Source organism: Actinomycetospora aurantiaca, from assembly GCF_037401875.1.
GTDB classification, from domain to species: domain Bacteria; phylum Actinomycetota; class Actinomycetes; order Mycobacteriales; family Pseudonocardiaceae; genus Actinomycetospora; species Actinomycetospora aurantiaca.
On the sequence record NZ_JBBEGN010000017.1, the window covers coordinates 32,184 to 50,079 of the forward strand.

The 17,896-nt window shown below is 73.4% G+C and carries 17 protein-coding genes; 9 read left to right on the forward strand and 8 right to left on the reverse strand.

Going from position 1 to position 17,896, the window contains the following annotated elements; genetic code table 11:
* Window positions 1-238: 238 nt before the first annotated feature.
* The gene (locus WCD74_RS24330) at window positions 239-490 is read left to right on the forward strand and encodes a hypothetical protein (protein WP_337697484.1); all 252 of its coding nucleotides are present in this window, start codon (window positions 239-241) and stop codon (window positions 488-490) included.
* A gap of 90 nt (window positions 491-580) precedes the next feature.
* Here the strand turns inward: WCD74_RS24330 and WCD74_RS24335 are convergent, their stop codons facing one another.
* Together WCD74_RS24335 and WCD74_RS24340 are read right to left on the reverse strand one after the other, a co-directional pair.
* Window positions 581-1,555 carry an HTTM domain-containing protein gene (locus tag WCD74_RS24335; protein ID WP_337697485.1) on the reverse strand — a complete coding sequence of 325 codons (975 nt, stop codon included), beginning with the start codon at window positions 1,553-1,555 and terminating at the stop codon, window positions 581-583.
* On the reverse strand, window positions 1,552-2,106 hold the full coding sequence (locus WCD74_RS24340) for a hypothetical protein (protein ID WP_337697486.1): 555 nt from the start codon (window positions 2,104-2,106) through the stop codon (window positions 1,552-1,554). Before WCD74_RS24340 ends, WCD74_RS24335 begins: the two co-directional genes overlap by 4 nt.
* 56 nt (window positions 2,107-2,162) lie before the next feature.
* On the opposite strand from WCD74_RS24340, the gene WCD74_RS24345 reads away from it, so the two are divergent.
* From WCD74_RS24345 to WCD74_RS24355, 3 genes are all read left to right on the forward strand, one after another.
* On the forward strand, window positions 2,163-2,921 hold the full coding sequence (locus tag WCD74_RS24345; protein WP_337697487.1) for a phosphotransferase: 759 nt from the start codon (window positions 2,163-2,165) through the stop codon (window positions 2,919-2,921).
* Between the two features lie 48 nt (window positions 2,922-2,969).
* Window positions 2,970-3,737: an alpha/beta hydrolase gene (locus WCD74_RS24350; protein ID WP_337697488.1), complete on the forward strand. Its 768-nt coding sequence runs from the start codon at window positions 2,970-2,972 to the stop codon at window positions 3,735-3,737.
* Window positions 3,738-3,833: 96 nt separating this feature from the next.
* Complete coding sequence (locus tag WCD74_RS24355) at window positions 3,834-5,813, forward strand: HNH endonuclease signature motif containing protein (protein WP_337697489.1); 1,980 nt, start codon at window positions 3,834-3,836, stop codon at window positions 5,811-5,813.
* Window positions 5,814-5,824: 11 nt separating this feature from the next.
* On the opposite strand, the gene WCD74_RS24360 is transcribed toward WCD74_RS24355, so the two are convergent.
* From WCD74_RS24360 to WCD74_RS24370, 3 genes are all read right to left on the reverse strand, one after another.
* On the reverse strand, window positions 5,825-7,837 hold the full coding sequence (locus WCD74_RS24360; RefSeq protein ID WP_337697490.1) for a S9 family peptidase: 2,013 nt from the start codon (window positions 7,835-7,837) through the stop codon (window positions 5,825-5,827).
* 49 nt (window positions 7,838-7,886) lie between these two features.
* Window positions 7,887-8,207, reverse strand: coding sequence for an antitoxin (locus tag WCD74_RS24365; protein WP_337697491.1), 321 nt, complete (start codon window positions 8,205-8,207; stop codon window positions 7,887-7,889).
* Between the two features lie 453 nt (window positions 8,208-8,660).
* Window positions 8,661-10,028, reverse strand: a complete 1,368-nt coding sequence (locus tag WCD74_RS24370) for an NAD(P)/FAD-dependent oxidoreductase (protein ID WP_337697492.1) — start codon at window positions 10,026-10,028, stop codon at window positions 8,661-8,663.
* Between the two features lie 156 nt (window positions 10,029-10,184).
* Between WCD74_RS24370 and WCD74_RS24375 the strand changes: the two genes are divergently transcribed.
* Window positions 10,185-10,592: a PPOX class F420-dependent oxidoreductase gene (locus WCD74_RS24375; protein WP_337697493.1), complete on the forward strand. Its 408-nt coding sequence runs from the start codon at window positions 10,185-10,187 to the stop codon at window positions 10,590-10,592.
* Window positions 10,593-10,617: 25 nt separating this feature from the next.
* A complete protein-coding gene (locus WCD74_RS24380; RefSeq protein WP_337697494.1) occupies window positions 10,618-11,313 on the forward strand; it encodes a DUF998 domain-containing protein in 696 nt (231 codons plus the stop codon).
* Here WCD74_RS24380 and WCD74_RS24385 read toward each other — a convergent pair.
* From WCD74_RS24385 to WCD74_RS24395, 3 genes are read right to left on the reverse strand one after another with little or no spacing between them, the layout of a single operon-like run.
* Entirely contained in the window at window positions 11,240-11,629 is a 390-nt protein-coding gene (locus WCD74_RS24385) for a DUF6194 family protein (protein WP_337697495.1), read from the reverse strand. The two genes, WCD74_RS24380 and WCD74_RS24385, sit on opposite strands and share 74 nt — an antisense overlap.
* Window positions 11,630-11,682: 53 nt before the next feature.
* Window positions 11,683-12,870, reverse strand: coding sequence for a cytochrome P450 (locus WCD74_RS24390; RefSeq protein ID WP_337697496.1), 1,188 nt, complete (start codon window positions 12,868-12,870; stop codon window positions 11,683-11,685).
* A gap of 8 nt (window positions 12,871-12,878) precedes the next feature.
* On the reverse strand, window positions 12,879-14,660 hold the full coding sequence (locus WCD74_RS24395) for an MFS transporter (protein ID WP_337697497.1): 1,782 nt from the start codon (window positions 14,658-14,660) through the stop codon (window positions 12,879-12,881).
* 149 nt (window positions 14,661-14,809) lie between these two features.
* On the opposite strand from WCD74_RS24395, the gene WCD74_RS24400 reads away from it, so the two are divergent.
* From WCD74_RS24400 to WCD74_RS24410, 3 genes are all read left to right on the forward strand, one after another.
* On the forward strand, window positions 14,810-15,454 hold the full coding sequence (locus WCD74_RS24400; protein ID WP_337697498.1) for a TetR/AcrR family transcriptional regulator: 645 nt from the start codon (window positions 14,810-14,812) through the stop codon (window positions 15,452-15,454).
* Between the two features lie 71 nt (window positions 15,455-15,525).
* Window positions 15,526-16,959, forward strand: a complete 1,434-nt coding sequence (locus WCD74_RS24405) for a DHA2 family efflux MFS transporter permease subunit (RefSeq protein ID WP_337697499.1) — start codon at window positions 15,526-15,528, stop codon at window positions 16,957-16,959.
* Between the two features lie 41 nt (window positions 16,960-17,000).
* Window positions 17,001-17,879, forward strand: a complete 879-nt coding sequence (locus WCD74_RS24410; protein WP_337697500.1) for a polysaccharide deacetylase family protein — start codon at window positions 17,001-17,003, stop codon at window positions 17,877-17,879.
* Window positions 17,880-17,896 lie beyond the last annotated feature (17 nt).

A 17,896-nucleotide genomic window follows, 5' to 3' on the forward strand; every position in this document is an offset into this window, starting at 1 on the left:
GTTTGTGCTCGCCGTCGACGAGGACGTCGAGGTTGAGCTCGTCGAGCCCGAGACAGAGCCCAGGACGCTGCCGAGGACACCGAGGACTGCACCCTGACTTGCGCCTGCGGTTGCCGCAGTCGACGTCGTCGAGGATGAGCTGGAGGCCGTCGACGAAGTGGAACCCGCGACGCTCCCCAGGACGCCGAGCACTGCGCCCTGCGATGCCCCAGTCCCGGTCGACGTGGAGCCGGTCGACGTGGAACCGGTCGACGTGGAGCCCGTCGACGTGGAACCGGTCGACGTGGAGCCCGTCGACGTGGAACCGGTCGACGTGGAGCCCGTCGACGTGGAGGTGGAACCGCCCGTGTCCTCCTGCGTGCGGACCTCGGCGGTCGCGACGCCCTGCCAGACCATCCCCACCAGCATCATCCCGGCCGCGACCGCGGCCATGCGCTTGACGGTCCTGCGCCGCCCTGGGCTCATCTCGACCCTCTTCCCCTCGAACTGATCTAGGAATTGACCTGGTCCCGCTTCACCGGGAAGTCGGCGCGCGCGGGCGCGGCGTTACACCTAACGACGTGTCAGGGGCAGGGTTCCGTCACGATTCGGATACGGCGGGCTCCCTGGCCTCCGCCGGCGCGGCGGACGGCTTCGCAGCGCGTCGCGCGCGCCACCGGTCGCGGAGCCGCAAGACCGTCCGCTCGGTCCACTCCGGAGAGAGGAACACCAGGTAGAGGACCCACATGGCGATGCTGAAGAAGCCGACCATGATGAAGACCTCGATGCCCAGGTGCAGGAGTGCGCCTGCCCCGAGGACCCACGGCCGCAGACGTCGATTCCAGACGAGAATCCCGACCGACAATTCGATGATCAACGTGCCGAAGGTCAACCATTCGGTGAGCAGCCCGCTCGCGGCGATCACTTCCGGTGACGGCGCGCGGAGCTGGTCGAGCATGCGCAGGGCGAAGGACACCGCGGTCCCGTTGCGCCAGGGGTCGCCCTGCAGCTTCGCCCAGACCGCGGCCACATAGATGATCGACACCTGGATCTGCAGCATCCGTATGGCCCACGGGGCGCGGCAGGGGAACTCCCAGAAGTGCGCGCGGTCTCGCCGCCAGCGATCCCAGGACAACGACTCCCCGGACGGCGCGAAGACCAGGTACACCGCCATGACCCGCAGCAGGATGTCGCCGGAGTTCAGCACGAAGGGGTTGCGGCGCTCGAAGGCGATCAGCCCCAGGAGTACCACGACCGCGGCGATTCTAGGTGCCGCACCGATCGTCAGCGCGATCGAGGCCAGCAGCGTCGCGAGGAAGACCACCGACAGCACGATGACGGTGTTCGTCGACGTGAGCAGGCTCCACTGCCACGGGCCAATGGCGGGCGGCTGGGGCAGCAGCCCGTCAGGCCCGTAGAAGGTGAACAGGTACGGCAGCTGCGTCGCTGTCCACGCTGTGACCGTCAGACCAAAGGCAAATCGGAGGATCGCCAGCGGCGCCGTCGAGGTCGGGGTGAAGAAGAAGCGCTCCCAGCCGTTCCAGGTGGCGAGTGCCAGCCGTCGCAGATCGGTCATGAGCCAACCCCGATCGAGAAGAACGGTCGTTCGGCCCATGGTGTGCGCGGGGCTAGCGAGCCGGGCGGCTGCGACTCTGCGGAGATATTCACGAGGGTGACGACCACGGGGTGCCTCCCTCGGGCGCGTTCCCCGTCGGCGACCCAGCGGGCATACGGCGCCCAACGCGGCTTGTTGTCCGGTCCGTTGAGCACCGTGTCCGCGTAGCGCTGCCACCGATAGTCCCAGTACTCAGAGAGTCCAGCCGTGATCGGGGCAGGTAGCACCGTGGTCGTACCGTCCCGGTCGAGCACTCGGGCCTCCAAGTAATTGGATACGCGGCGCGGAGCTGGTGCGTAGACGGCCCAGCCCTGGTCGAGGCCGACGACGTTGGCAACACGACCGGCAACTGGCGCGAGCGCGTTCTTGGTGATCGACTCCGGCATGTTGACGATGGCCGCAGTGCCTAGCAGCACGACGATCAGCACGCTGATCGCGATCCGTCCGCCGGTCGAGGACTCCAGCTTCTCCTGGAGGTCCGGCTCGGCGACCTCGGTGTCCTGCGTGCTCATCGGACGTTCTCCGGGACGCTCGTCACAGCTACTGGGACCGCGCGACAGTAGCCGACGTGACTACCCGCCAGTACCTCGGCTCCGGCTGGGACAGCGACGCGTGGCTGGTCGACGGCACGTGGGTGGAGCGGACGGCCCGCCGGCTTGACGTCGAGCCGTGGCTGCGGACCGAGACGACGCTGCTGCCGTGGCTCGCGCCGCAGCTCCCGCTCGAGGTGCCCACGCCCGTCGTCGTGAGGGAGTCACCGCTCACGGTCCGGCACCGGCTGGTCCCCGGCCGGCCCTTCCGTCCAGACGACGACGGGCGCGGGCTCGGGGCGTTCCTCGCCGCGCTGCACACCGTCGACCTCGACGCAGCGGTCGCCCGCGGCCTCCCACCTCCCGGGCGGACCTCCGCGATGCGCGACGCGGCCTTCGACCGCTTCGCCGGCGAGGTCGTTCCACGGCTCCCGCGCGGCCGCCGCTCCTGGCTCGCCGACCGGCTCGACGAGCTCCGCGCCGCCCCGGCCTCCGTCGTCGTGCACGGCGACCTCTCGGCCGAGCACGTACTGGTCGACGGCGGCCGCATCTACGGCGTGATCGACTGGGGCGACGCCCGGGCCGGCGACCCGGCGAAGGACCTGGTCTGGCCGCTGCTGCAGGCGGGCCCGGACGTCGCCGCCGACCTGCACACACACGCCGACGTCACCTCCGAGCTCGCCCACCGGGCGCAGGCCTGGCTCGACGTCGCGCCCTGCTACGCCGTCACCCACGGCCTCGACACCGGCGACGACGAGCTCGTCCGGGCCGCCGTCTCGTGGTTTCCGGCGCGCTGAGACCTGGGTAACAGCACCTACGGTTCGTCGGGGAGCGGGAGGTCCGCCATGCGCTGGAGCCCACCGGGATGGAATGCCGTTGTCGGCCTCGGGCTGGCCACGGTCGGCCGCGCGACCATCGGCTACACCGGTCTGCGGCACCGCTCCGTGGGACCGCACGAGGACCTCCCGCACCGCGGCCGCGGCGCCGTCGTCCTGATCGGCGGGCTCTGCGAGACCGGGCCGTGCCTCGAACCGCTGGGCCGCTGGCTGACCCGGCTCGGCTACGACGTCCGGACGTACACGCTCGGGGCGGGGATGGGCTGCTCGCAGCGCACGGTCGACTCGCTGGTCCGGCGGGTCCGGACGATCGCCGAGGAGACCGGCGAGCCGGTCCGCATCGTGGGGCACAGCCGCGGTGGGCAGTTCGGGCGGGCCGTGGGTGCCGCGGCGCCGGAGTCGGTCGCGCAGCTGGTCACGATCGGGACGCCGTTCGACCGTGTCTCCCCGGTGATGACGGCGGTGACGTGGGGCATGGCCGTCGCGGGCACCGCGGGCATGCCGGGGCTGTTCGGGCTGGAGTGCCTGCTCGGCCGCTGCTGCGCGGCCTTCCGGGACTCGCTGCGGGCTCCCTGGCCGACCGACATCCCGTTCACCAGCATCTACAGCCGCTCGGACTTCGCGGTTCCGTGGCACTCCAGCCACGACCCATACGCGCGCAACGTCGTCGTGCCGAGCGGGCACATCGCACAGCTGACCTCCGCCGCCATCCAGCGTGCGGTAGCCGAGGAGCTCGCCGCGGTCGTGGCACTGGAGGGCGTTCGCGCCATCGCCTGACCGCTCGAGATCGTGGCTGTTCCGTGACCTTGCGGACGCGGCTGTCCTGGCCTTTCCCGGGCGTGACTGTCGGGGGTTCGCTCTAGTGTTCGAATCATGACGACGGCGGTGGTGGATCCGGAGAGCCCCGTGTGGCCCGAGGCGCTGTGCGCCGCCGACCCCGCCGACCTGCCCGGGCAGTGGGTGGACGCGGGGATGAGTGCTCAGTTCGCCGCGGTGAACACGGCGGCCTGGCAGCTGTGCCGGTTCGTCCTGGAGTGCTCGCGGGCGAAGGCGGGGACCACCGAGCGGGTCCGGACCCGGCGGCGGGCGGGCAAGATCGTGGCGGAGTCGCTGGGCTGGTCGGAGGGCTACGCCGCCTCCCGCATCGAGTTCGCCCGCCAGGTCCTCGAACGTCTCCCGCGGATCGGGCAGGAGATGGCCGCCGGGCGGCTCGAGGAACGCAAGGCGTTCACGATCGTCGATCTGGTCGCCGACCTGGACGACGTCCAGGCCCGGGAGGTCGTCGACCAGGTCCTCGACGTCGCCTCGACGCTGCCGTACACGGCGCTGCGTCAGCGGGTCGCCCGCGTGGCGGCGGCCGTGGACCCGGACTGGTGGGAGCGGCGGCGCGCGGCCGCGATCGCGCGACGGCGGGTGACGTTGCGCTCCGCGCCGTCCGGCGCGGCGGAGCTGTGCGGGCTGGACCTGCCCGAGGACCCCGCCCAGGACGCCCACGACCGGATCGTCGCCCTCGCGCATGCCGCTCGGCGGCGACTAGCGCGGGCGGGGATCCGGGTGTCGGTCGGGGAGCTGGAGTCCGAGGTGATGCTGACCCTGACCGGGCCGGTCGGGGCGGGGATGTACGACCTCGACGTCGTCGACCACGTCACCACCCTCTACGGCGGCCCCCCGAGCACCGACGACGACGGTGATGACGGGGACCCCGACGACACCGGCCCCGGCGACACCGGGCCCGGCGACACCGGACCCGACGACGAGCCCGATGACCGTGGCCCTGGTCGTGGCCGTTCGGAGCCTGACCACGCGGTGGACCCCTCCGTGACCGGCAACAGCAGAGATCAGCCCCAGACCCACGTGGAGCCGGAGCGCGCTGAGCCGGCGGTGGTCGCGTTCCGGGCGCGCACCGTGCTGCGTCTGGAGCTACGCACCGTCCTCGGCCTCGACCGCCGCCCCGGCGAACTCCCCGGCCACGGCCCGATCGCCAACCCCCAGGCCGTGGCGATGGCCTGGGACCGCCGGCACTGCCGCTGGCGGATCGCCCTCTACGACGACACCGGCACCCTCGAACACGTCCTGTCCGCACGCCCACCGGCCGGCGGTCCGCCCCCGGCCGGCGGGCGCCGCCACGCCCAGATCGTCGAGATCACCGCCCACACCCGCGACCTCGACACCCTCACCACCGCGTTCGGCACCGACCAGCTTCCCCTGGCCGACCTGGGCCCGCTCGGATCGATCCCGACGACCCTGCCCACCGTGCCCGGCGACGCGATCGGGTTCCTGCGCCGCGCCGCCCGGGCGCTGGCCCGCGAACGCGCCCGCCCCGACCACGAGCACCCGTCCCGCACCACCGCCGAGGCCGGGAACCGGTTGCCCTCCACCCGGCTCCGGGACTGGGTCGCCGCCCGCGACCGCACCTGCCGGGCTCCCGGCTGCTCGGTCGACGCCGCCGCCTGCGACGCCGACCACACGCTCGCCGTCATCGACGGCGGACAGACCGTCGCCGACGACCTCGGCGCCCTCTGCCGGTCCGACCACCTCTTCAAGCACGACGACGACGCCGGCTGGACCGTGCACCAGACCAGCCCCGGACGCTTCGAGTGGACCTCCCCCACCGGCCGCGTCCACACCCGGGAGCCCGAGCCCTACCGGCCGTTGCCCGACCCCATCGCACGCACCCGTACCCGGCACCGCCCCGACCACCGGGAATCCCACCCGAAACCACCCGGCACCCCCCGCGCCAACCGCCACGGCCTGATCACCGACGCCTCCCGCGACACCCAGAGCCACCTCTGGCGACGCGCCGAACGACGACGCGACGAGACGACCGACCTCGACACCGGACCGCCCTTCTGATCGAGCGAGCCCTACGGCGCCAGCCACCGCCCGAAGAAGTCCAGGATGATCTCCGCCCGCTGCACCCGGCGCTGCGGCGAGCCGGTGCGGGAGAGCTCGTGGCCCTCCTCGGGGAAGCGCCAGTACTCCACCTCGCGGCCCAGCAGGCGCAGCGCGAGGTAGAGCTGGTCGGCCTGCTCCGGCGGGCAGCGCAGGTCGTGGTCGGCGTGCAGGATCAGCATCGGCGTGTGGATGTCGGCGACGAAGCTCGTCGGCGAGATCCGGCGGTAGACGTCCGGCCGGTCGAGGTGGTCGACGCCCATGAGGAACCGGAAGTAGCCCGCCGCGTCCGACCCGCCCCACTCCAGCGACAGCAGGTTGTTCGCCGCCCGCTCCGAGCAGGCGGCGGCGAAGCGGTCGCAGTGGCCGACCAGCCACGTCGTCATGAACCCGCCGTACGAGCCGCCGAGCACACCGACGCGCGCGGGGTCGAGCGTCGCGTCGTGGGCCAGGGCGGCATCGAGCGCGGCGAGGACGTCGTCGGCGTCCACCCCGCCCCAGCCCGTCCCGGGGACCTGCTCGGCCTCCGGCGTGCGGATCGAGCGCATCGCGGCCTCGGTGTCGCCGGTGGAGCCGTGCGGGTTGCACCAGAGCACGGCGTACCCGCCGCCGGCCCACAGCGCGAACTCGTCGAACCAGGCCGTCGGGTACTGCGTGCTCGGTCCGCCGTGCACGGAGACCAGCAGCGGGAGACGGCCGTCGGTGCCGGCGAGCGCCGAGGTCGACGGCCGGAGCAGCCAGGCGTCGATCTCCCCGCCACCCGACGACGGCACCCGCAGGTGCTCGGGCTCGGCGAGCGGCAGGTCGCGGTGGAAGGCGGCGGAGAACGCCGACAGCACGGTCTCCTGCCCGTTCCGGACGACGGCGAGCTCGGGCCGGTGGCCCGGGTCGGTCACCAGCAGCGCCAGCGTGCCGCCGGCCTCGTCGTACCCGACGACGGCGCGGGTCCCGCCGACCCGCTCCGCCGGCTCTCGCGAGCCGTCCGCCGGCACGGAGTACAGCGGCTGCGTGCCGTGGCTCTCGACGGTGAACAGCAACTCGTCGTCGTGCCAGAGCGGCGGGCGGCCGCCGACGAACGGCGCGGCCTGCCGGTCGAGTCCCGCGGTGAGCACGGTCGCCTCGCCGTCGGCCGCGTCCACCACGGCGACCCGGCCGAACGACGGACCCAGGGCGACGTCCTCGGCGATCGCCGCGATGCGGGTCCCGTCCGGGGAGAAGGCCGGCCGGGAGTACGCGACCTGCGACGGGCGGGTCAGCGGGCGCAGCAGCTCGGAGGGGGTGCCGTCGTCCACGCGCTCGCCGGGCGCCAGGGCGATCAGGTGCAGCGCGTCGACCATGGTCAGGTCGGCGTCCGGCTCGTCGCGCACCGTGGCGACCACGAGCCGCCGTCCGTCCGGCGACCAGGCCGGGCCGGAGATGTCGTAGCGGTGGTGGGCGACGAGGCGTGGCGCGGCCGCGGTGTCGGCGGCCACCACGAACACCGCCCGCGGCCGGTCCACGATCCAGCCCTCGCCGTCGAGCTTCGGGAGGAGCCGGTCGATCCGGCGGGGGAGCTTCGCCGGGTCCGGCCTGCCCCGCACCGTGAACGGCGGGGCGTCCGGCCGCGGCTCGCGCGAGGTGAACGCGAGCGTGGTGCCGTCGGGCGACCAGGCCGGCTCGTCGATCGGCTCGTCGCGCTCGGCCAGCTGCACCGGCTCGCCGGGACCGTCGACCGGCAGCACCATCAACCGGTGCTTCGCGTCGGGTCCGGGCGTGGACCGGGTGAAGGCCAGGCGCGTGCCGTCCGGTGACCAGCGCGGGTTCGCGTCCCCGTCCCCGCCGGTCAGCGGACGCGGCGCGCCGTCGACCGGCGCGACCCAGATCGCGCTGCGGTAGCGGTCGGCCTCGAGGTCGACGCGGGTGACGACGACGGCCACCCGGCGTCCGTCGGGGGAGACCCGCGGGTCGCCGGGGCTGACGAGGCGGGCGATGTCGGCCGGCTGCACGGGGCGCGACGTTAACCGGGCCCGACGGGCACCGCCCGCCGCCTCCGGCTCAGCGGTCGGTGCGCTCGCTCGGGTAGCGCCGGGTGGCCGAGGGGCCCGCGTCGCCGTACGGGTCGTGCCGGAACTGCTGCGGCCCGTACTGGCCGGCCTGGCTCGGCCCGGGGACCGGGCGGCCCGGGACGCTGGTCTCCTTGCGGACCTGGCGCAGCGCCCCGTCGATCTGCTTGCGGAAGCGGCCCTTGGTGCGCTGGTCGATGAAGGACGCCGCCTGGTCGGCGTACCGGTTGACCTTCTCCGGGTTCTGGCGGGCGTACTGGCGGGCCGCGGCGACGGCGGCACCGACGGCGGCGACTCGACGCATCAGAGCCATGTGCTGCACCTCTTGGGGGGTCGGGGACGAACCGGTGTGCACCCCGTGGGTACCACGGCCGGTCGCTGCTCACTCGACCCCGGGCGTCCCGGGGATGGGGCGCGACCGGATGGCGGGCAGTTCGTCTGCGAAAGGATCGAGGCAGATGTGTAGCCGGGCAGCACACCTCCGGGTCTGGGGGGGTGACCCGGATTTCGTCGGGGGGAGACGTTGCTGCCCGGCTACACGCTCCACACTATTCCACGGCCGGTGCGTGAACAAGGTGAACCGTGAGCGGATCGTCACCCTGTGAGCCCTCTGTGCGCGGAGGATCTCGCAGGTCACGGGGCTGGAGTCGCCTCGCGGCCGTTCATTTCGGGAATGGGATCCACGCTCAGGGTGAATGGTGTTCCTGCGAACGCCGATTTCACGTGGCACCTGGACCGATTCCGTCCCCAGAACGGACGAGCGGTTTCAGCTCCCGGTCGCCTCACCGGTCGACGCGTGCGGGAAGCCGAGGTGGTGCTGGGGCACCTCGGGCGAGGCGGTGTCGAGCGGGACGGCCGGCGAGCGCACGAGTCCGAGCTGGGCGCTCTGGCGGGGCTGCAGGGCCTCCATCGCCCAGTCGACCGCGGTGCGCAGCCGGTTCCCCGGCATCGCCGCGAGGTGGTAGCCCCGGGTGACCGCCTTCGCGGGCAGCCCGCGCAGCGGGACGTGCAGCGGTGCGGCCGCCGCCTGCCACCCGCCGAGGTCGACGACGAACCCGAGGTCGCGGTGCCGGTAGGGCCGGACGGTCCCGCACCCGAGCGACGCCGCGACGTTGCGGCCCGCGAGGGTGCCCTGGCGCACGGCGTGCTGCGCGGTGGGCGGCGTGGCCTCGCCGGGGCGGCTCGGGTCGGGGACGGATGCGACGTCCCCGCAGGCGTACAGCTCGGGGCGACCCGGGACCTGCAACGTCGACTCGACCACGACGCGGCCGTCGTCGATCCCGACGTCGAGGCCGGTGATGAGCGGGTCCGCGCGCACCCCGACGCACCACAGCAGGGTCCGCGTCGGGAGCCGCTCGCCGTCCGAGAGCAGGGCGCCCTCCTCGGTCGCCTCCTCCATCGTGGTGTCGGTGCGCACCTCCACCCCCCGCCGGCGCAGGACCTGCGCCGCGGTGTCGGCGAGGTGCTCGTCGAGGCCCGCGAGGATCCGCCCGCGGCTCACGAGGACCCACCGCATGGAGTCCGGGTCGAGCCCGCGACTCCTGGCCAGCGCCTGCGTGAACAGCTGCCCCTGGGCCGCGATCTCGGTGCCGGTGTAGCCGGCTCCCACCACGACGAAGGTGCACCGGGCGGCGATCTCGTCGGGGTCGTCGCTCATCGCCGCGAGGTCGACCTGCCGGACGAGGTGGTCGCGCAGGTAGAGGGCCTCGGGGACGCCGCGGAAGCCGACCGCGTGCTCGTTGACCCCGGGGATCGGCATCACCTTGTGCACGCTGCCCGCCGCGAGGACGAGCCGGTCGTAGGACGTCCGGTGCGCCACGCCCTCGGGGTCGAGCCAGCCGATCTCGCGGCCGTCGAGGTCGATGGCGTCCACCTCGCCGGGCGCGTGCCGCACGCACGGCGGCAGGGCGTCGGAGAGCGCGACCGCGATGCGGCGGGGCTCGAGGATGCCGCCCGCCACCTCGGGCAGCAGGGGCAGGTAGAGGAAGTAGTTGGTGGGGCTGACGACGACGATCTCGACCTCGCCGCGCATGCGCTTCGCCAGCGACTTCGCGGTGTGGAAGCCGGCGAACCCGCTCCCGACGATCACCACCCGGGGCCGCGCGCCGTCCGTGCCGTTGCCGCTGGGCGTCATGCCCGCCGAGGGTGCCCGATCATGCCCGCCCCGCGGAACCGGGCCCGTGACCTCGGCATGTCGTTCGTGTGACGACCGGTCGCTGTGATCGGGAACGCCGTGTGACGTGATCGCGGCGGGCTCGACGCCGGCCCGGTCACGGGTACCGATGGAGGTGTGACTGCCTCGCTCGTGACCCTGGGGGACCAGCGCTTCGTCTCCCTGACGACCTTCCGCCGCTCCGGCGACCCGGTGGCGACGCCGGTGTGGGTCGCCCGCGACGGCGACGGACTGGTCGTCTACACGACCGCCGAGAGCGGCAAGGTCAAGCGGCTGCGGAACGACGCCCACGTCGAGCTGCGGGCCTGCGACCGCCGGGGACGCGTCGCTCCGGGCACCCCGACGGTGGAGGCGACCGCGGTGGTCGACGACTCCGAGGGCGCCGTCGCCGACGCCGAGGGCCTGCTCAAGGCGAAGTACGGCTGGGAGTTCGGCGGCATCCGCCTGCTGCAGACCGCCGAGCGCGCCCTGCGCCGCGGCGGCCCGCCCCGTGAGCGGGTCGTGCTCCGGCTGACGGTGGATTGACGGCGCGACCGGTCATCCTGATCGCGTGACGACCGTGTCGAGCCGCATCCGGCCATCCGTCCCCGGGACCGCGGGCGCGGTCACGGCCCTCGTCGTGGTCGCGGTCGTCGGGCTGATGCACCTGGTCGCGCCGTGGAACCGGCACGACCCGGTGCGGCGCACGATCAGTGAGTACGCGGTCGGGCCAGGCGGCTGGCTCTTCGACGTCGCGGTGCTCGGCCTCGTCGCCGCGACCGTGGCGGTCGTCGTGGCGCTGCACGCCCGCGACCTCGTGACGCCGACCGCGATCGTGCTGTTCGCGGTCTGGTGCGTCGGGCTGGTGCTCGTGGTCGTCTTCGAGAAGACCAACTGGTCGATCGGTCCCAGCGTGTCCGGCTCCATCCACCGCTACGCCAGCCTCGCGGCCTTCGTCGCGCTGCCCGCGGCCGGGCTCCTGGTCGCCCGCGCACACCGCGGCGCACGGTGGGCGACCTGGGTGACGGTGTTCTCCGTCCTCGCCCTGGCCTCGTTCCTGCCGATCATCGGCGCGATCGCGCTGAACCCGGTCCTCGCGACGCCCTGGTACCGCGCCGTGCCCCTCGGCCTGATCGAGCGGGTGCTCTCCCTGGCCGAGGTCATGGTGGTCGTGGTCCTCGGGCTCGGCGCCGTCAGGAGCGCGTCGCGTGGGCGTTCGCCGCGTCGATCAGTTCCTGCACCCGAGGCCACGACGACGACGGGTTGAGGACGCACACGAAGCCGAGGCGGCCGTAGTCGGGGTGGGGCATGACGACGTCGAGGCTGGTCAGCGGCGCGTCCGGGTCGGCCACCTCGGCGGCGAGGGCCTTCGGGAGCCCCAGGTTCAGGCGGTAGACGCCGGGTCGGTCGAGGTCCGACCCGTCGTCGTACGCGTTCGACGTGACGATCGTGGCCCAGGGCCGCTGCTGCGCGGGTGGCGTGGTCCCGTCCGGATCGTGCACGGCGAAGTGGTCGCCGTTCGCCTCGAGCATCCAGGTGCCGGGATAGCCGGCGAGCAGGTCACGGAGTTCCTCGACGTCCATGCCGCCAGGAACTCACGATCGCGGAGATCCATGTGCGGCGCAAGTGACGCACATCACCATGCGACGGGCAGTTCCACCAGGCCGTGGATGGCGCGGTGCGAGGCGAAGCGGACCTCGTCGTCGGGAACGGCGAGACGCAGCGCCCGGAAGCGGCGCAGCAGCGCCGGGAACGCGACCCGCATCTCGAGCCGCGCCAGGGGGGCACCGAGACAGTGGTGGATGCCGTGCCCGAAGGCGACGTGGCTCGTCGTCGGGCGGGTGACGTCGAGGCGCTCCGGGTCCTCGAGCAGCGCCGGGTCGCGGTTGGCGCTCGCCAGGTTGAACGAGACCAGGTCGCCGGCGCGGATCGTCGCGCCGCCGATCTCCACGTCGGCCCGGGCGAGGCGCGGGGACCCCGAGTTCACGATCGTCAGCCAGCGCAGCAGTTCCTCGACCGCGGCCGGGACGGCCTCGTCGTCGTCGCGGACCAGCGCGAGCTGCTCGGGGTGGCGCAGCAGCGCGAGCGTGCCGAGCGCGAGCATGTTCGACGTCGTCTCGTGCCCGGCGACGAGCAGCAGGTTCGCGACTCCCACCAGCTCGTCGTCGGCGACGGTGTCGGCGTGCTCGCGGATGAGCATGCCGATCAGGTCCTCGCCCGGGTCGCGGCGCGCGTCCGCCACGCGGCCCTGCATGTAGGCCAGCGCCTCGGCCGCGAGCGCCACCTTCTCGCTCTCGGGCAGCGTCATGTCCAGCTGGCGCGAGGTCCGCTCCTGGAACTCGTCCTGGTCGGCGGACGGCACGCCGAGCAGCTCGCAGATGACGAGCGAGGGGATCGGCAGCGCGAAGGCCGACACCAGGTCGGCCGGCGCCCCGGCCGCCTCCATCGCGTCCAGGTGCGCGTCGACGATCTCGACGATGCGCGGCTCGAGGCGGCGCATCCGCCGCACCGTGAACTCGGGCGTGAGCAGGCGCCGCAGGCGCGTGTGGTCCGGCGGGTCGAGCGCGAGGAGGTTGCCGGCCCGGTCGCCGGAGAGCTGGCGCGGGTCGCGGCCGGTCTCGCCGAGGTCGGCGGGCGTCCAGCCGTTGGCGAAGTCGTCGGCGTCGCCGAGCATGGTGCGGACGTCGGCGTGCCGGGTCAGCAGCCAGGCGGTCGGCCCGAACGGCGTCGGGACGCGGACGACGCCCTCGCCCTCGCGGACGGCGACGACGTCGGGCGCCGGGCCGAACCCGTCGCGCCGGGTGGTGATCTCGGTGGTGCTCACGATGCTCCTCAGGCGACGGGGGTCGGCGCGGGGTGGGCGGCGGTGGTCCCGCTCAGGTCGATCTCGCGGTGCAGCGGTCCCGGCCCGCCGAGGTGCTCGGCGTGTGCGGCTCCCGCGGCGCGGACCACGAGCAGATGCGGCTCGCCCGGGGCCGTGGCCGCGACGGCGAAGGCGCCGTCCGTCCCCGTGACCGCACGTCCGAGCTGGCGGCCGGCGTTGCTGACGACCGTGACGGTCGCCCCGGCCACCGCGGTGCCCTCGCGGCGCACGTGGCCGTGCACGAGCGCCGTCACGGGGCGGGCCACCGGGGCGGTGACGGGCTCCTCGTCCGACTCCTCGGCCGACTCCTCGTCCGGCTCCTCGGAGACCGCCGACGGGGCCGCCGACGGGGCCGCCGCCGCGTCCGGCGCGGGACGCCGGGGGACGAACACCATGATCGCCAGCGCCACCAGGGCGGCCCCCGCACCGAGCAGCATGACCAGGACGAACGCGCCTTCGGTCGGTGCACCGGAGGCGGTGACGAGCGAGGCCAGCAGGACACCCGCGATCGCGCTCGCGAATGACGTCCCCAGGGCGCGCATGAGGTTGTTCAGGCTGTTCGCCGCCGCGGTCTGGGTCACCGGCACCGCCGCCATGATCAGCGCGGGCATCGCGCCGTAGGCGAGTCCGATGCCGCAGGCGATGGCGATCGAGCTGACCACCAGCTGCCACACCGCGGCGTGGAAGAGCGCGCCGATCCCGTAGCCGACCGCCACCACGACGGCGCCGATCATCAGCGTGGTCCGCGGCCCGGACGCGGCACTGATCCGCGCGGACACCGGCGACATCAGCATCATGCAGAGCCCGCCGGGCGCGAGGACCAGCCCGGCGACCAGGATCGACTGGCCGAGCCCGTAGCCGGTCTCGGCCGGCAGCTGCAGCAGCTGCGGGTAGACCAGCGACATCGCGAACATCGAGAACCCGAACACGATCGACGCGGCATTGGTCAGCAGGACCTGACGGCGCGCGCTGACCCGCAGGTCCACCAGCGGCTGCGGCGTGCGCAGCTCCCAGAACGCCCACGCGAGCAGCACCACGACCGCGACCACGAACAGCGTCACCGTCGTCGCGCTGCCCCAGCCCCAGCTCGAGCCCTTCGAGACGGCGAGCAGCAGGCAGACCAGCGCGATCGCCAGCCCGACGGCGCCGACGAGGTCGAAGCGTCCGCCCGTGCGTTGGGACGACTCCGGCACCAGGGCCAGCACCAGCACGAGGACCAGCACACCGAGCCCGCCGGCGGCCCAGAACAGCACGTGCCAGTCGGCGGTCTGCGCGATCAGGGCGGCCAGGGGGAGGCCGAGGGAGCCGCCCACGCCGAGCGAGGCGCTCATCAGGGCGACCGCCGAGCCCAGGCGCATAGGCGGGAGCTCGTCGCGCATCAGGCTGATGCCGAGCGGGATCAGGCCGGTCGACAGGCCCTGCAGGGCGCGGCCGACGATCAGCGGGACCAGCGAGGTCGACAGGGCGGCGACGACGGAGCCCGCGATGAGCATGACCAGGCAGAACAGCAGCACCCGGCGCTTGCCGATCATGTCCGCGACCCGCCCGACGATCGGCACCGCGACCGCGGCCGTCAGCAGCGTCGAGGTGACGATCCAGGCGGTGTCCGCGGGCGCGGCGCCGAGCAGGCGGGGGAACTGCGGCACCAGCGGGACGACGAGCGTCTGCTGGAGGGAGACCGTGATCCCCGCCAGGGCGAGGACGGCCACGAAGGCGGGCGCCCGGGTGGGCGACGCGGCAGGTGTACTCACGGGACTCCTCGGGTGGCGGTCGCCGCAATAATGGCACGGGGCGCCATAAAGTCGTCCGGTGACCCACGTCTCGTGATCGGGGAGCAGGACGTGGGTATTTTTGTCACTGAGCGCCACAACGGCGTTCGGTGACATCCCGGGGAGGATCGATGGGTGAGACTGCCCTGATGTCGCCACCCCGCGGCCGCCGCCCGATGTCCGACCGCCGCCGGTGGCTGCAGCGCCTGGAGATCTCCCGGGAGGCCATCCGGCTCTTCCGCGAGCAGGGCGTCACCGAGACCACGGGTGAGCAGATCGCCGACGCCGTCGGTCTGTCCGGTCGCACCCTGTGGCGCTACTTCCGCAGCAAGGAGAGCTGCGTGGAGCCGGTGCTCTCCCTGACCACCGATGCGTTCGTCGACACCCTCCGGCGCTGGCCCGCCGGGATCGCGCTCGAGGACCACCTCATCGCCGGCCACCACCCGCCCGAGCACGCGGCCGACGGCGAGGCCAGCCTCGCCGTCGTCGCGATGTCCCGGCACGAGCCCGCGCTGCGCGCGATCTGGCTCGTCGTCTTCGAGCGGGCGGAGCCGGTGCTGGCCGAGGTCGTCGCCGAGCGGCTCGGCCGCGACCCCGACGAGCTCGCCGTCCGCGTCCAGGCGGCGACGCTCGCCGCCGCCCTGCGCCTCACCACCGAGGACATCGCTGCCGACTGCGCCGACGGTCGCATCCGGCCCCGCGAGGAGGGCCTGGCCCGGCTCTCCGAGTCGGTGCGCGCCGCGACCCACGGCGTCCTCGGCGACCTCCCCGCCTGAATCCCCGCCCACCTCTGACGGGTCGAGCTCCGCTCCGCTCCGTCTCCCACCTGCCGTCAGGAAGGCCTGCCATGACCGCGCGCGCCGACACGCGCCCCGACCCCGCCGCGCCGCCGCGCGCGGGGCTGCTGATCGCCGTCCTCGTCGGATCGGCGTTCGTGATGATCCTGAACGAGACGATCCTGTCGGTCGCCCTGCGCGACCTCACGGTCGACCTCGCCGTCCCCGCCACCACGGCGCAGTGGCTGACCAGCGGCTTCCTCCTGACGATGGCCGTGGTCATCCCGATCACCGGCTACCTGCTCGACCGCTTCACCCCCCGCGCGGTGTTCCTCACCTCGCTGTCGCTGTTCAGCGCCGGCACCCTGCTCGCCGCGCTCGCCCCGGGCTTCGGGGTGCTGCTCGCGGGCCGCGTGGTGCAGGCCGCGGGGACGGCGGTGATGGTGCCGCTGCTGATGACGACGATCATGCGGCTCGTCCCGTCCGAGCGGCGCGGGGCCACGATGGGCACGATCACGATCGTCATCGCGGTCGCCCCGGCGCTGGGCCCGACGATCGGCGGCGCGGTCCTCGCCGGGCTGGGCTGGCGCTGGATGTTCGGCCTCGTGTTCCCACTGGCCATCGTCGCCCTGGTCATCGGCGCCCGCTACCTGCGCCTGTCCTCGACCACCCGCCGGGTGCCGCTGGACGTCGTGTCGGTCCTGCTCTCCGCGGTCGGGTTCGGCGGCCTGCTCTACGGGCTGTCGGCCATCGGCGAGTCCGGCGGGGAGCACCCGGTCCCGCCGTGGGTCGCGGTGGTCGTCGGCCTCGTCGCACTCGGGATCTTCGTGGCACGCCAGCTGCACCTGCAGCGCTCCGACGTCGCCCTGCTCGACCTGCGGGTGTTCACCCGCCGCCCGTTCTCGGTCGCGGTGGCCACCAGCGTGCCGCTGTTCATGTGCCTGATCGGGGCCTCGGCGATCCTGCTGCCGCTCTACCTGCAGACCGTCCTCGGCGTCTCGACCTTCGCCAGCGGGCTCGCCGTCCTGCCCGGCGGTCTCGTCCTCGGGCTGCTCGGCCGCCCGGTCGGGGCGCTCTTCGACCGGGTCGGCGCGCGTCCGCTCGTGCTGCCCGGGGCGGTCATGACGGCGGGTGCGCTGTGGCTGTTCGCGACCCTCGGCACCGGCTCGCCGCTCGCGGCCGTGATCGGCATCCACGTCCTGCTCATGGCCGGGCTCGGCCTGATGATGACGCCGCTGATGACCGAGGGGCTCGGGTCGCTGCCCGACCACCTGTACTCGCACGGCAGCGCCGTGCTGTCCACCCTCCAGCAGGTGGCGGGCGCCCTCGGCACGGCGGTGTTCGTGACGGTGGCCGCGCTCGGCAGTGCGGCCGGCGCGCCGGCGCCCGACGCGTCCGGCCTGCGCACCGCGTTCGTCGTCGCCGGGGTCGTCGGGCTGGTCGCCCTCGTGGCGGCCACGTTCGTCCGCGGCCGGCGCCGCGAGCCGGCGCCCGTGGCGGGATAGCGCCGGGTAGACCCGTCAGCCGACCGGGAACTCCTGCTCGTATGCCGAAGGAGATCCTGGTCAGCTACGGAGTCGACATCGACGCGGTCGGGGGGTGGCTCGGCTCGTACGGCGGGGAGGACTCGCCGGGGGACATCTCGCGCGGGTTGTTCGCCGGCGACGTCGGGGTGCCGCGGGTGCTCGAGCTCTTCCGCCGCCACGGGCTGCGGCAGACGTTCTTCTGGCCCGGGCACTCGGTGGAGACGTTCCCCGAGCAGTTCGACGCCTGCGTGGCCGCCGGGCACGAGATCGGGGTGCACGGGTACAGCCACGAGAACCCGATCGCCATGTCGCGGCAGCAGGAGTCCGACGTCCTGGACCACTGCATCGCGCTGATCGAGAAGCGGTCGGGCACGCGGCCGACGGGCTACGTCGCGCCGTGGTGGGAGTTCTCGCCGATCACCAACGAGCTGCTGCTCGACCGCGGACTGCGCTACGACCACTCGCTCATGCACGACGACTTCACGCCCTACTACGTCCGCGTCGGCGACTCCTGGACGAAGATCGACCTGGAGCGCGACGCCGCGGACTGGATGAAGCCGCTGGTCCGCGGGCAGGAGACCGACCTGGTCGAGCTGCCCGCGAACTGGTACCTCGACGACCTGCCGCCGATGATGTTCGTCAAGGGCAGCCCGAACTCGCACGGCTTCGTCAACCCGCGCGACATCGAGCAGCTCTGGCGCGACCAGTTCGACTGGGTGTACCGCGAGATGGACTATGCGGTGTTCACGATGACGATCCACCCGGACGTCTCCGGGCGACCGCAGGTGCTGCTCGCCCACGAGCGGCTGATCGAGTACATCAACGCCCACGACGGGGTGCGCTGGCTGACCTTCGACGAGATCGCGCAGGACTTCCAGGCCCGCTCGCCACGTGGTTGAGGTTGCAACCGGTCGTC

Coding starts and splice junctions, on each gene's coding strand:
- WCD74_RS24370 (WP_337697492.1), bottom strand. CDS start 10,028: ATGACGCCCAGCGGCAACGGCACGGACGGCGCGCGGCCCCGGGTGGTG.
- WCD74_RS24355 (WP_337697489.1), top strand. CDS start 3,834: ATGACGACGGCGGTGGTGGATCCGGAGAGCCCCGTGTGGCCCGAGGCG.
- WCD74_RS24365 (WP_337697491.1), bottom strand. CDS start 8,207: ATGGCTCTGATGCGTCGAGTCGCCGCCGTCGGTGCCGCCGTCGCCGCG.
- WCD74_RS24335 (WP_337697485.1), bottom strand. CDS start 1,555: ATGACCGATCTGCGACGGCTGGCACTCGCCACCTGGAACGGCTGGGAG.
- WCD74_RS24400 (WP_337697498.1), top strand. CDS start 14,810: ATGGGTGAGACTGCCCTGATGTCGCCACCCCGCGGCCGCCGCCCGATG.
- WCD74_RS24350 (WP_337697488.1), top strand. CDS start 2,970: ATGCGCTGGAGCCCACCGGGATGGAATGCCGTTGTCGGCCTCGGGCTG.
- WCD74_RS24410 (WP_337697500.1), top strand. CDS start 17,001: ATGCCGAAGGAGATCCTGGTCAGCTACGGAGTCGACATCGACGCGGTC.
- WCD74_RS24340 (WP_337697486.1), bottom strand. CDS start 2,106: ATGAGCACGCAGGACACCGAGGTCGCCGAGCCGGACCTCCAGGAGAAG.
- WCD74_RS24405 (WP_337697499.1), top strand. CDS start 15,526: ATGACCGCGCGCGCCGACACGCGCCCCGACCCCGCCGCGCCGCCGCGC.
- WCD74_RS24385 (WP_337697495.1), bottom strand. CDS start 11,629: ATGGACGTCGAGGAACTCCGTGACCTGCTCGCCGGCTATCCCGGCACC.